This window comes from Pseudomonas sp. GW821-FHT05D12, assembly GCF_059419825.1.
The window spans coordinates 1-13,868 of the sequence record NZ_JBWKSN010000014.1 but is presented as its reverse complement, the minus strand read 5'-3'; the positions used below and the strand labels follow the sequence as shown (position 1 = coordinate 13,868).

Genomic DNA, 13,868 nt, shown 5'->3' with positions numbered 1-13,868 from the left:
AACAACAAGAAAAAGGAGACCCGCCATGTACCAATTATTCATCGAAGGGCTGCAACGCCTGGGCCGCGCGCTGATGCTGCCCATCGCGATCTTGCCGATTGCCGGCCTGCTGCTGCGCCTGGGTGACACCGACCTGTTGAACATCGCCGTCATGCACGATGCCGGGCAGGCAATCTTCGCCAACCTCGCGCTGATCTTCGCCATCGGCATCGCCGTGGGCTTTGCCCGCGACAACAACGGCACCGCCGGGCTGGCCGGAGCCATTGGCTACCTGGTGATGGTCTCCACGCTCAAGGTGATGGACTCGACCATCAACATGGGCATGCTCGCCGGTATCGCCAGCGGGCTGATGGCCGGTGCGCTGTATAACCGCTTCAAGGACATCAAGCTGCCGGAGTACCTGGCGTTCTTCGGCGGGCGACGGTTCGTGCCGATTGTCACCGGGTTTTCGGCGGTGGCCCTGGGAGTGATCTTTGGCCTGATCTGGCCGCCGATCCAGCACGGCATCAACAGCTTCGGCGTGCTGCTGATGGAAAGCGGCAGCTTCGGCGCGTTCGTGTTTGGTGTGTTCAACCGCCTGCTGATCGTCACCGGCCTGCACCATATCCTCAACAACATGGCGTGGTTTGTGTTCGGCAGCTTTACCGACCCGGTGACCGGCGCGGTGGTCACCGGCGACCTGACCCGCTACTTTGCCGGCGACCCCAAAGGCGGCCAGTTCATGACCGGCATGTTCCCGGTGATGCTGTTCGGCCTGCCCGCCGCGTGCCTGGCGATGTACCGCAACGCCCTGCCGGAGCGGCGCAAAGTGATGGGCGGGATTTTCCTGTCGATGGCGCTGACCTCGTTCCTCACCGGCGTGACCGAGCCGATTGAATTCGCCTTCATGTTCCTGGCGCCGTTCCTGTACCTGATCCACGCGCTGCTCACCGGCCTGTCGATGGCGCTGACCAATATGTTGAATATCCACCTGGGCTTCACGTTCTCCGGTGGGTTTATCGACATGGTGCTGGGCTGGGGCAAATCCACCAATGGCTGGCTGGTGGTCCCGGTTGGCCTGGCATATGCCGCGATCTACTACAGCGTCTTCAGTTACTGCATCCGCCGCTTCAACCTGAAAACGCCGGGCCGCGAGGATATCCAGGTGGCGCAGGCTGAAGCGATGACTGTCAACCAGCGCGCCACGGCTTATATCCAGGCCTTGGGCGGCGCGGCGAACCTGCTCAGCGTGGGCGCCTGCACCACGCGCCTGCGGTTGGACATGGTCGACCGCAACAAAGCCGTGGATGCCGAGTTGAAAGCCCTGGGGGCGATGGCCGTCGTGCGGCCTGGCAATGGGGGCAGCCTGCAAGTGGTGGTCGGGCCACTGGCTGACAGCATTGCCGATGAAATTCGGCTGGCCATGCCATCGTTTGTGGCCAGCGCACCGGTGGCAGGGGCACCTGTGGATAAGTCTGTCGCCGTGAATGTGCAGGAAGCCGAGCAATGGCTGAGCGCACTCGGCGGTCGCGCGAATGTGCGCCAGCTGGAAGCGGTGGCGATGACCCGGCTGCGGGTGGAACTGGGCGATGATTCGGGGTTGTCCGAAGCTCAACTGACGGCGCTCGGGTGCCAGGGGGTGAGCCAGCTGGACAGCGGTGTGTGGCACCTGCTGATTGGCGACAAGGCGTCGGGGTTGAGCGAAGCGCTTGAACGGTTGGTCAATGCCCGCGAGGTTGGCGCCAAGGTATAGCGCAGCGGTGGCAGTGCGGGCCATTCGCGGGCAAGCCCGCGCCCACAGTTGATCGGTGCCCGACCAGGCAATGCGGTCAAGGGTGGGAGCGGGCTTGCTCGCGAATGGGCCTCACAGACGCCGATTACCGTTGCGCTGGCACCTCGGAATAAGACCTGCCTGCGCTAGTTATCTACCGCCTGGTCAACTGCTCGCCTGCGCATGCTGAGGGTTCTTACCCCCAGCATGGAGAGCGTGCCTGTGAGCACCACACCCCAGACCTTTGAAGGCATCAAGGGCCACCTCAACCAGATCGGGCATCACCTGCTCCAGGTCGAGTCGCCGTTAGTCCCCGAACACACGCCGTCCGCAGCCCTGGCTTATCTGGAGCGCATCAATCGGATCCTGAAGAATTACCGCCAGCAATTCCTGGCCAAGAGCCGGCCCCTCTATCAAGGACTGACGTCAAGCAATCTGCCCACCCAAGTGACGGCGCTCAAGACCACACTGAACGCTCACCTGCTGCACCTCGATCGCTATGAGCAAATCGATGGCAAGCCCCTTAAATCCTTCATGACGTTTGACGCCGGGTACACGGCGCTGGCCAACGAAACCGCGCTGAGTGCCGAGGATCGCCTGCTGCATCCGCAGCAACAGGCCATGCTTGAGCGTGTGCCGCTGGGTATCACGTTGCGCCCTGGCTTGTATGCGTTGAGCTTCAGCTACCAGCAACGCACCGTCGAACTGGCGGGCGCCTTTGTGCTGACGGAAAAATCCAGCCCGCAGGTCGCCGACCTGACATCTGCACCGCCGGTTGGGGAAGTGATGCTGTACACCCCTGCGCGCGGCATCGAGTGCTTCGGCTCACTGGCGCAGTTGAACAGCCAATGGCTGCAGGCGATGGACGATGCCGAGCAACGGCGCACCTTCATGCACCTGCTGCCCGCGCGCTATGGCGATATCACGCCAGGGGCGATCTGGCCGCTGGCGCTGACGCCGATCAGTGACAAACCGCTGTTTGAACACACCTATGACGCGCTGATCGACAAGCGCACCCAGGACATCGAGCGCGCCTTGAGCCTGGAGGACAACCCGACGCACGACGCCGCCCAACTGATTGACGCACTGGACCGTGCCATCACCGCAGCGTTGGCGGACTTCAACGCACGCCTGGGCTGGCGCGCCCGACAGCTACTGGAGCGCTACCTGCGCCAGAGCGCGCCGGATTGGTATCGCAGCGCCAGCGACACCCGCCGCGCCACGCTCGCCACCCACCTGGCAAGTTACAACGAGGCCCGCGAGCAGCTGCTCGACCTGCTGGGCCCGGTCACCACACCTGAAGACCTGGCGCGCTACCAATGGCTCGAACGCTTGAGCGATGAACTGGACATCCACGACCTGGCGCCACAGGACCTGATGATCAGCACCCGGCGCTACGTCGATCCCATCGGCGAATATGAACACGAGCGCAGCCTGATCGACCTGGCCCTGCGCGGGCTGCAAACCGGCGACGCGCTGGCGGGCTCGGACTTCCTCACCAAAACCACCCTGACCTACCAGGATGCCCCCCTGCCCAAGGCCTACCGGGACCTGACACCTGCCTGGCTGGTGGAGACGCTGGGCACGTTGCAACCGCGTATCGAGTTCGCCGACCTGCAACAACAGATGCATGCCAAACCGGCCGTCAGCCAGGCGATCGAACGGATGCTCGACCAACGCATCAACGCACTGGCGTACACCGCCGTGTTGCAGGGGCATCTCAGTGACGAGGACTACGGGCTGATCACCGACCTGCGCCAGGGCAACGCCCCCCACCTCAGCGCCGCCACACTGTCGCTGCACGAAGCGCAGTTGCAGGACCTGTGGGTGTTGCGCAAAACCGACGCCAGCGGCGCTGTAATCCGCCTGCTGCTGTGCACGCCGCAAGCGCCTCGAGACCAGCAGTTCCTGGTGTTCAACAGTGAGGGCGAGTGCCGAAGCCATATTCTTGGCTGGAGCCTGGACAACGGCACGCGGCATCCGCCAGGCACGCTCACCGACTACCTGATCAAGCGGGTTGCGCTGCGTTTTCGCGCAGCAATGACACACGTATTGACCAGCATGAGCATCGAGCCAGGTGCGCATGAATCCATAGAAATCAGCTTCGGCCACATCGGCAGCCACGCCGCGTGCCTCAAGGCCATGGCGGCGCACGTGCTGGCCACACGGGTCGATGACTATGAATTCAGCACCCCGAACTGGTTCCGCTCCACCAGCATCGACACCCGCCAGAAGCTATTGAAGCTGGTGGAAGACGGCGAGGGCGCGCTGCTCACCTATAACGAGTTTCCGCTGTCTGACGCGAAGTTCCCAAGCTTCAATGACTATCTGCATGAACAGGCCAGACAGCGCCTGAACCTGCTGTTGGGACGCAGGGGCAACGATGTGGACCCCGACACCGTGTGGGCCTTCTCGCCCCCGGCATTGATTGGCTCATCGACCCCTGCGCCCATGACCTACACACAGCTGTACCGCGACGGTTACGCCGATGGCGTGGGTTTTCTCGACGAGAAATTCTCCCGCTCAGCGCGGTTCAGAGGCCCGAAGGGTGTTGACCTGAGCCCGATCACGGGGCCCACGGGCGCGCTCACGGTGGCGCGCTCGGTGACGGGCACCTGGGTCGGCCAACGCTACATCAACAAGGTCAAGGCCCAACTGCTGAACGTCGGCAGTGCGGACTATGACCTGCGACGCAATGCGACCCTGGCCATCACTCAGCGCCAGATGCAGAACGCCGGCCTTGAATGCCGCCTGCAGGGGGAGATCGCCGGAAGTGATTGGGCATGGCTGGAGCGCAGTATCGCCAGCATGGGCGAGACCGCCCCCGCCACGCGCACCACGTATGCGATCCATCGCCTGCTGCTGGATGGCGAATGGGTAATGGGAAATTTCCTCTTCAGCCATGCCGGTTTCCCGACAGTGCTCTACACCCCCAATGCACCGGATGGTATCAGCTTTCGCGAGGCTCGGCAGTTCAACTACCTGCTGAAAAAAATCCCCGCCATGCTCGGTTACTTCACCCAGCGGGTGGGTACCCAATCCCAGGTCAGGGTGCGTGCCTTCCTGGATGCCGCCAAGGCACAGCTGCCCGAGGGCCTGAACCGCACCGACATCAGCCCGCCACGCTATGATTCGACCCGCGAGCAAACACCGTTGCAGGATCTGCGCCGGGCCCTGTATGACATGCCGCTGCAGCGCAAGATCGACGACATTGAAGGCACCACGAACAACCGCACCCGAATGGTCACCGGCATCCTGTGGACCTGCGTGGAGTGGGTCACCGCCATCGCCACTGCGCCGTTCCCGACTCTCAGCCTGAGCCTGGGCATGCTGTTGGCATTCAAGGACGGCATGCTGGCCCTGCACGCTTATCAGCAGGGTGACAACGAAGCGGCCGTGGAGCACTTGATCGGTTACGTGCTCAACAGCGCCGGCGCAGCATTCACCGACCTGCGCCCGGCGCTGGTCTCGCTCAAGCAGCTTGCACGTCCGGGCGTACGCCAAGTCGCCAAAAGCAGCGCGCTGTCGAGCGAGCGGTTGAACCTGGTCGAGCCGCTGCAACCCAAGCCGCCGGCGCCGCAGAACATGCAACCCGTGCTGTTTGACGGTGAAGCCCTGTGGGCGAAAAACACCCCGGACCCGATCGGTCGCTATTTGCTCTACCGGCTCGACCCGGCCACCGGCAAGCTGGTTTCCACCACCCGCGTGGCAGCTCCTGACGCGCAAGGCGTGTGGCGCCGTACGGGAGTTGTCGGTGGCGCGCCCAAATATGAAAGGCTACCCGACACACCGCTGCAGCTCACACCCTATGAGATGCCGGCAAAGTACGCGAGCAAACTGGAGCCGGTCCTCAACCCGCAGGTGCGCGAAGGGATGATGCGCTGGTCTGAATGGAATTTCGACTCGCCGAACGTGATTCTGGGCAGTGCTGCGGTGGAACTCAAACCCCTGCGCACCGCGTACCTGCAACAGGCCGAACGCCTGGCCACGGACGCCGAGGATTTTTTCAAGAACCTCGACCCGCTGCCCGTTCGCGCTGATCCACCGGCGATCGACGCCAGCATGCCGTTCTCGCAACTGCTCGCCAGCGACGCCTTCAGCGCCAACAAGAACCTGGTGATCGGCGCGATACCCGACTCCATCGCCAGCAAACAACTGCTGATCACCCAGATGGACACCTTGATCAGCAAAGGCTTCAAACACCTCTACATCGAGTACCTGCCCACCGATGTCTTCCGCTCGAAACTGCAGAAGCTCAACAGCGGCAAATCCTGGCTACACATCGAAAAGCATCTCAAGGCTGTGGATAAAGCCTTGGGCTTTGCCGAAAACGCCGAGTATTCCTACGTCAGCCTGGTGCGCAAGGCCCAGGAAAAGGGCATGAAGGTCAACGCCCTGGACGCCTCCACGTCTTACCTGCTGGACGATGCCCTGCTGATGGGCGACACCCCACCGACTCTGCCACGCAGCAACAGTGTGAGGAATTTCTACTCCCACAAGGCCATTGAGGCCGATGCGCTCAACGAGCTGGATGAGCGCTGGATAGCCTTGGTGGATCATTCCCGCGTGCGCACGTTCGAGGGTACCCCAGGCCTGGCAGACCTGCAGGACGCCGTCGCACTGCGCGTGGTGGATGTGGCCGCGGATCAGCCTGTCGGCGTGTGGCTCGACGCGCCGGGCGCCATTGCCGGTGACTCGCTGGCCAAGGGCGATTACCGCCTGACCCTGCAGACCCCGTACACAGCGCCCAAGGCTGCAGCGGCGTCCAGCGCGGTGGCGGATGCGATGACGCATTACAGCGACTACGACATTGCCCCCGCACTACATGGCAGCATCACCCGCCAGGCGGAGGTGCCGCATGGGCTCAATCCCATCTATGTTCCGCAGAATCCGGCCCATCACGAAGCGTTCCAGGCCTTCAAGGACGCCAGGCATCGCTTGAGTACAGATGCAAAAAACTACCTGGACACCCACGTACCGCCAACCCGGCCAGATCCCGCCATCCTGGCTTCGCCCAAGCCTGCGGAGGCGTTCCTGGACAACCTGCGCCAGAGCGACTTCGCAGGGCTCGTAATCGGTGAGGGTCAAACTGCACGATCCAGCAAGCGGTGGCTGCGCGAGTCGATGGGGAAACTCAAGACGCTGGGATTCAAGACCCTTTACGTGGAGCACCTGCTGACCGATATGCATCAGGCCCAGCTGGATCTGTTCTTGACCACGCAACGGCTTCCGGACGACCTCAAGCGCTACCTCAAACAACTGGATCGGGGTTACATGCCCAATTACAAAGGCAGCGACACCTATACCGAGGTTGTCCAGGCGGCGGCCAGGCACGGCCTGCGCATCCGCGCCCTGGACTGCATCGCCAGTTACAACATCAAGGGGCTGGCGGAGAAAGACCTGGCCCGCAACCAGATGTTCAGCTACTTCGCCTCCAAGGTCATCGCGGCCGACCAGGCGGCGAACGGGCCTCACAAATGGGTCGCCTTCGTTGGCAGCACTCACACCAACATGAACCTGGGCGTTCCGGGCCTGGCGGAACTGCAAGGCGCGGTCAGCCTGCATGTCAGGGATACGGCCCCGGCATTGGCCAAGAACATTCGTCCGGGTGGCTGGGAGACCCTGCACGAGGGCATTAGCCCGAGGGCCTTGCGCGGCGATTTCATACTCGACGCCGGCGTTGCCGGAACCCAGGCTCCAGCCCCCTTTGTGCCTGCGGACAGGTCGCGCTTGAACCGACCCGGCTTGTACCTGATCGAACGCCCGTCGCCGTCACAGAGCAACCTGGTGCATCACTCCCGCAGCGGGGAGATCGTCTCGACACCGATCAAGATCGATAACGATGGGCTGTTTTATGTCGACCGCTGGGCGCCGATGCAAGGCCAGCGCTTCAGCTACGAAAAGATATTGATCGACGCGTTGCATGTTGAAGTGGGGTTAGTCCCCGCACCGTAAAGTGTCAGCTGCGGCTGGATGACAGCCCACAAAAAACCCGCTGGCCAACCTGGCCCAGCGGGTTTCTTGATGACAGCTTGCGGGTCAGAAATCCGCCAACTGCCACACTTCATAAGCCGGTGTTTCGTAGGGGTGGCTGAGTTTCAGCGCGGCCACAACGGCCACAATCAGCCCATCCGCCACCACCAGCTCAACCTTCCATTCCTCAACCACTTCCACCTGGCCGACTTGCCCGATAAATGGCTGGCTGCCGTCCAACGCGCGAAATTGGCCCTGGCCCAGCACTTGCCAGGCGCAGCTGTCGTAGTCGCCGATGCGCCCGCCACCGGCTGCGAAGACGGCGGTTTTCACCGTCTCTACATGGCTGTCGGGCACAAAGAAGGCAAGCTTGTACACCGCCTTAGTTCACCCACACGCGCGCGTTGCGGAACATGCGCATCCAGGCGCCGTCTTCGTTCCACTCTTCCGGGCGCCACGAGTTCTGCACGGCACGGAACACACGCTCAGGGTGCGGCATCATGATGGTCACGCGACCGTCACGGCTGGTGAGACCGGTGATCCCGCGCGGCGAGCCGTTCGGGTTGGCCGGGTAGGTCTCGGTGACCTTGCCGTGGTTGTCGACGAAACGCATGGCCACGCAACCGGACAGGTCGGCTTCGAGCAAGGCTTCTTCGCTTTCGAACTCGGCATGACCTTCACCGTGGGCGATGGCGATTGGCATACGCGAACCGGCCATGCCTTGCAGGAAGATCGAGTTGGATTCCTGCACCTGCACCATCGCAACACGGGCTTCGAACTGCTCGGAACGGTTACGCACGAAGTGCGGCCAGAACTCGCTGCCCGGGATCAGCTCGTGGAGGTTGGACATCATCTGGCAACCGTTGCACACACCCAGGGTGAAGCTGTCGTTGCGTTCGAAGAAGCCCTGGAACGCGTCGCGGGCACGGCTGTTGAACAAGGCCGACTTGGCCCAGCCTTCACCGGCACCCAGCACGTCGCCGTAGGAGAAACCGCCGCAGGCCACCAGGCCTTTGAACTCGTTGAGGTCAACGCGACCGGCGAGGATATCGCTCATGTGCACGTCGATCGCATTGAAGCCGGCACGGTCGAACGCGGCCGCCATTTCCACCTGGCCGTTGACGCCCTGCTCACGCAGTACGGCAACTTGTGGGCGGATGCCTTTCTTGATGTACGGCGCGGCGATGTCCTGGTTGACGTCGAAGCTGAGCTTGGTGCTCAGGCCCGGGTTGTCTTCTTCCAGGATCACGTCGAATTCCTGCTCGGCGCAGTCGGCGTTATCGCGCAGGCGTTGGATCTGGTAGCTGGTCTCGGACCACTGGCGTTGCAGCAAGCGGCGCTGGCCGGCAAACACGGTGTCGCCATTGAACGAGATGTTGATCTCGCCGTTGTTGATCGGCTGGCCGATCACCGCCACGCAGTCGTCCAGGCCAGCGGCGCTGAACTGTGCGAGTACGTCCGGGGTTGCGTCCTGGCGCACCTGGATCACCGCACCCAACTCTTCGTTGAACAGGATGCCGTTGATTTCGGCAGCATCCTCGGCAACGCTGTCGAGCACGATGTTCAGGCCGCAGTGACCGGCAAACGCCATCTCGACCACGCTGGTCAGCAGGCCGCCATCGGAACGGTCGTGGTAAGCCAGCAGGTGGCCATCGGCGTTGAGGCCCTGGATCACGGCGAAGAAGGCCTTGAGGTCTTCGGCATCGTCGACGTCCGGCGCCTGCTTGCCGAGCTTGCCGTGGGTTTGTGCGAGGATCGAGGCGCCCATGCGGTTCTGGCCACGGCCGAGGTCGATCAGGATCAGGTCGGTGGTGCCCTTGTCCATGCGCAGTTGCGGGGTCAGGGTCTGGCGAATGTCAGTGACCGGGGCGAAACCGGTGACGATCAGCGACAGCGGCGAGGTGACGCTCTTGTCCACGCCTTCATCGTTCCAACGGGTGGCCATGGACATCGAGTCCTTGCCCACCGGGATGGTGATGCCCAGCTCAGGGCACAGCTCCATGCCGACCGCTTTTACGGTGTCGTAAAGACGCGCGTCTTCACCCGGGTGACCAGCAGCGGACATCCAGTTGGCCGACAATTTGATGTCGGACAGCTTGCCGATGCGCGAGGCTGCGATGTTGGTGAGGGTTTCACCAATGGCCATGCGGCCCGACGCCGGGGCGTCCAGCAGGGCCAGCGGCGTACGCTCGCCCATGGCCATGGCTTCGCCGGTGTAGACGTCGAAACTGGTGGCGGTGACGGCAACGTCGGCCACGGGAACCTGCCACGGGCCAACCATTTGGTCACGGGCCACCAGGCCGGTGATGGTGCGGTCGCCGATGGTGATCAGGAAGCTTTTGCTCGCCACGGCCGGGTGGTGCAGCACGCGTTCGATGCTGTCGGCCAGGTCGAGGGTGCTTGGGTCGAAATCATCGCCCAGCTCGGCTTCACGTACCGCCGAACGGTGCATGCGCGGGGCCTTGCCCAGCAGTACTTCGAGCGGCATGTCGACCGGGCTGTTGCCGAAGTGGCTGTCAGTGACGGTCAGTTGCGGCTCGGCAGTGGCTTCGCCGACCACGGCAAACGGGCAGCGCTCGCGTTCGCAGATGGCCTGGAAGCGTGCGAAGTCTTCGGCGCCGACGGCCAGCACGTAGCGTTCCTGGGATTCGTTGCTCCAGATTTCGTGCGGGGCCATGCCCGGCTCGTCGTTTGGAATGTTGCGCAGTTCGAAACGGCCGCCGCGGTCGCCATCGTTGACCAGTTCCGGGAAGGCGTTGGACAAACCGCCGGCGCCGACGTCATGGATGAAGCTGATCGGGTTCTTGTCACCCAACTGCCAGCAACGGTCGATGACTTCCTGGCAGCGACGCTCCATCTCAGGGTTTTCGCGCTGCACGGAAGCAAAATCCAGGTCTGCCGAGCTGGTGCCGGTGGCCATGGAGGAAGCGGCGCCGCCGCCCAGGCCGATCAGCATCGCCGGGCCGCCGAGCACGATCAGCTTGGAGCCGACCAGGATCTCGCCTTTCTTGACGTGTTCTTCACGGATGTTGCCCATGCCGCCGGCCAACATGATCGGCTTGTGGTAGCCGCGCACTTCATCGCCACGCGGGGTGGTGATGGATTGTTCGAAGGTACGGAAGTAACCGGTCAGCGCCGGACGCCCGAATTCGTTGTTGAACGCGGCGCCGCCCAGCGGGCCTTCGATCATGATGTCCAGCGCGGTAACGATGCGCTCAGGCTTGCCGTACGGCACTTCCCACGGCTGTTCGAAGCCCGGGATCTGCAGGTTGGACACGGTGAAGCCGGTCAGGCCAGCCTTGGGCTTGGCGCCACGGCCGGTTGCACCTTCGTCACGGATCTCGCCGCCGGAACCGGTGGCTGCGCCCGGGAACGGGGCAATCGCGGTCGGGTGGTTGTGGGTTTCAACCTTCATCAGGATGTGCACCGGCTCCTGCACCGCGCCGTACTGGCGGGTCTCAGGGTCCGGGAAGAAACGGCCGGCAACGGAGCCGACGATCACCGAGGCGTTGTCCTTGTAAGCCGACAGAACGCCTTCGCTGTGCATCACGTAGGTGTTCTTGATCATGCCGAACAGGCTTTTTTCCTGGCTCTCGCCGTCGATATCCCAACTGGCGTTGAAGATCTTGTGACGGCAATGCTCGGAGTTGGCCTGGGCGAACATCATCAGTTCGATGTCGTGCGGGTTGCGCTTCAAGCCGTTGAAGGCGTTGACCAGGTAGTCGATCTCGTCTTCGGCCAGGGCCAGGCCGAGTTCGGTGTTGGCCTTCTCGAGGGCGGCGCGGCCACCGCCAAGCACGTCAATCGCGGTCAGCGGCTTGGGCTCGGCGTGGCTGAACAGACCGGCGGCCTGTTCCAGCTGGCTGACGATGATCTGGGTCATGCGGTCGTGCAGGCTGCTGGCGATCAGCTCGGCCTCGGCATCGCTGAACTGCCCGGCTACATAGAAGGCAATACCGCGTTCCAGGCGCTGGATTTTCTCCAGGCCGCAGTTGCGGGCGATGTCGCTGGCCTTGCTCGACCAGGGCGAGATGGTGCCGAACCGTGGCAGAACCAGGAACAAGCGGCCGGTCGGCTCTTGAACGGGAACGCTGGGGCCGTACTTCAGAAGGCGTGCGAGCACTTGCTGTTCGTCGGCGGTCAAGACGCCGGTAACGTCGGCGAAGTGAGCAAATTCAGCATACAAGCCTGTAACAGCTGGAACCTTCTGGCTCAGTTGCTCAAGGAGTTTGCTGTGGCGAAAGGCAGAAAGGGCAGGAGCGCCGCGCAGGATCAACATCTTCGGGACAGCCTCGGGAAGGGGGTGTGCTTTGAGGCCGTGCATTCTAGCGTAAACCATCGCCAACGGCACCCGAAACGGCACCAGTGGCCGCTGCCGGACGTCAGTTGGCACGGTTTGCACGGTATCGGGGCGTTTTCCCGGCTATTCGGAGCAGTTATTTTAACCGTCACAATCGGCTGCCAGGCCACGTTTCTGCGGGCTGCAGCACAGTTTTGCCGGCGCTAGCAGACAAGTCCCATGCTGTCGAGATATGGCGCCGTGGGCCGTTTGCGTATACTGCGCAGATGTTCTCCCCTACTGCTTTGCGCCCGCGATGCGCCAAATGGCTCATCGCAACCGGACTCTTCCTGATGCTCAGCGCCTGTGTTGATAAGCCCAGCACGCTCGAGCGAATCAAGGAGGATGGCGTATTGCGGGTGATCACCCGGAACAGCCCGGCGACTTATTTCCAGGACCGCAACGGTGAAACCGGTTTCGAATACGAACTGGTCAAGCGCTTTGCCGATGACCTGGGCGTGAAACTGGAGATCGAGACCGCCGACAACCTCGATGACCTGTTCGGCCAGTTGGGCAAACCCAACGGTCCGGTGCTCGCCGCCGCCGGCCTGGTCAGCAGCGAGCAGCGCCAGCAGCAGGTGCGTTTCTCCCACCCTTACCTGGAAGTCACCCCGCAGATCATCTACCGCAACGGCCAGTCACGCCCGACCAACGCGGCGGACCTGGTGGGCAAGAAGATCATGGTGCTCAAGGGCAGCACCCACGCCGAACAACTGGCGGAGCTGAAAAAGCAGAATCCTGCGATTGAATACGAAGAATCCGACGCCGTTGAAGTAGTCGACCTGCTGCGCATGGTCGACGAGGGGCAAATCGACCTGACCCTGGTGGACTCCAACGAAGTCGCGATGAACCAGGTGTACTTCCCCAACGTGCGCGTGGCATTCGACCTCGGCAATGCCAGCAACCAGAGCTGGGCCGTGGCCGCCGGCGACGACAACAGCCTGCTCAACGAGATCAACAGCTACCTGGACAAGGTCGAGAAGAACGGCACCCTGCAGCGCCTGAAAGACCGCTATTACGGGCACGTCGATGTACTCGGCTATGTCGGCGCCTACACCTTCGCCCAGCATTTGCAGCAGCGCCTGCCCAAGTACGAAAAGCACTTTCGCACCTACGCCAAGGAAGAAAAGGTCGACTGGCGCCTGTTGGCCGCCATCGGCTATCAGGAGTCCCTGTGGCAACCGGCGGTCACCTCCAAGACCGGCGTGCGCGGCCTGATGATGCTGACCCAGAACACCGCCCAGGCGATGGGCGTGTCCAACCGCCTGGACGCCAAGCAAAGCATCATGGGCGGCGCCAAGTACCTGGCCAAGATCAAGGATGAGCTGGACGACAGCATCGCCGAGCCGGATCGCACCTGGTTCGCCCTCGCCGCCTATAACGTCGGCACCGGGCACCTGGACGACGCGCGCCTGCTGGCGAAGAAAGAAGGCCTGAACCCGAACAAGTGGCTGGACGTGAAGAAAATGCTGCCGCGCCTGGCGCAGAAGCAGTGGTACAGCAAGACCCGCTACGGCTATGCGCGGGGCGGCGAGCCGGTGCACTTCGTGGCGAACATCCGGCGCTACTACGACATCCTCACCTGGGTGACCCAGCCGCAGCTGGAAGGCAACCAGGTGGTCGAAGGCAACCTGCATGTACCGGGCGTCGACAAGACCAAGCCGCCGGAAGACACCCCGCAGCTGTAAGCCACTCCCCCAAACACCACAAAAAACAATGTGGGAGCGGGCTTGCTCGCGAAAGCGGTGTGTCAGTCGCTGAAGGTAGTGGCTGACCCACCGCTATCGCAGGCAAGCCAGCTCCCAC

General features: G+C 62.8%; 5 protein-coding genes. 3 read left to right on the top strand and 2 right to left on the bottom strand.

From position 1 onward, the window contains the following. The first annotated feature begins 25 nt into the window (after positions 1-25). Complete coding sequence (gene nagE, locus AC07SI_RS23995) at positions 26-1,732, top strand: N-acetylglucosamine-specific PTS transporter subunit IIBC (protein ID WP_495006639.1); 1,707 nt, start codon at positions 26-28, stop codon at positions 1,730-1,732. 240 nt (positions 1,733-1,972) lie between these two features. Continuing rightward, positions 1,973-7,705: a membrane-targeted effector domain-containing toxin gene (locus AC07SI_RS23990; RefSeq protein ID WP_495006638.1), complete on the top strand. Its 5,733-nt coding sequence runs from the start codon at positions 1,973-1,975 to the stop codon at positions 7,703-7,705. Positions 7,706-7,789: 84 nt separating this feature from the next. Here AC07SI_RS23990 and AC07SI_RS23985 read toward each other — a convergent pair whose 3' ends face one another. After that, positions 7,790-8,101, bottom strand: coding sequence for an NGG1p interacting factor NIF3 (locus tag AC07SI_RS23985; protein ID WP_495006637.1), 312 nt, complete (start codon positions 8,099-8,101; stop codon positions 7,790-7,792). Between the two features lie 4 nt (positions 8,102-8,105). After that, on the bottom strand, positions 8,106-12,002 hold the full coding sequence (gene purL / locus AC07SI_RS23980) for a phosphoribosylformylglycinamidine synthase (protein WP_106802697.1): 3,897 nt from the start codon (positions 12,000-12,002) through the stop codon (positions 8,106-8,108). A 287-nt stretch (positions 12,003-12,289) separates the two neighbouring features. On the opposite strand from purL, the gene mltF reads away from it, so the two are divergent. Continuing rightward, complete coding sequence (gene mltF, locus AC07SI_RS23975) at positions 12,290-13,750, top strand: membrane-bound lytic murein transglycosylase MltF (RefSeq protein WP_065908659.1); 1,461 nt, start codon at positions 12,290-12,292, stop codon at positions 13,748-13,750. Positions 13,751-13,868 lie beyond the last annotated feature (118 nt).

Bases quoted from the DNA above. Each gene is read 5' to 3' on its own strand.
- mltF (WP_065908659.1), top strand. From the start codon at position 12,290: ATGTTCTCCCCTACTGCTTTGCGCCCGCGATGCGCCAAATGGCTCATC.
- nagE (WP_495006639.1), top strand. From the start codon at position 26: ATGTACCAATTATTCATCGAAGGGCTGCAACGCCTGGGCCGCGCGCTG.
- purL (WP_106802697.1), bottom strand. From the start codon at position 12,002: ATGTTGATCCTGCGCGGCGCTCCTGCCCTTTCTGCCTTTCGCCACAGC.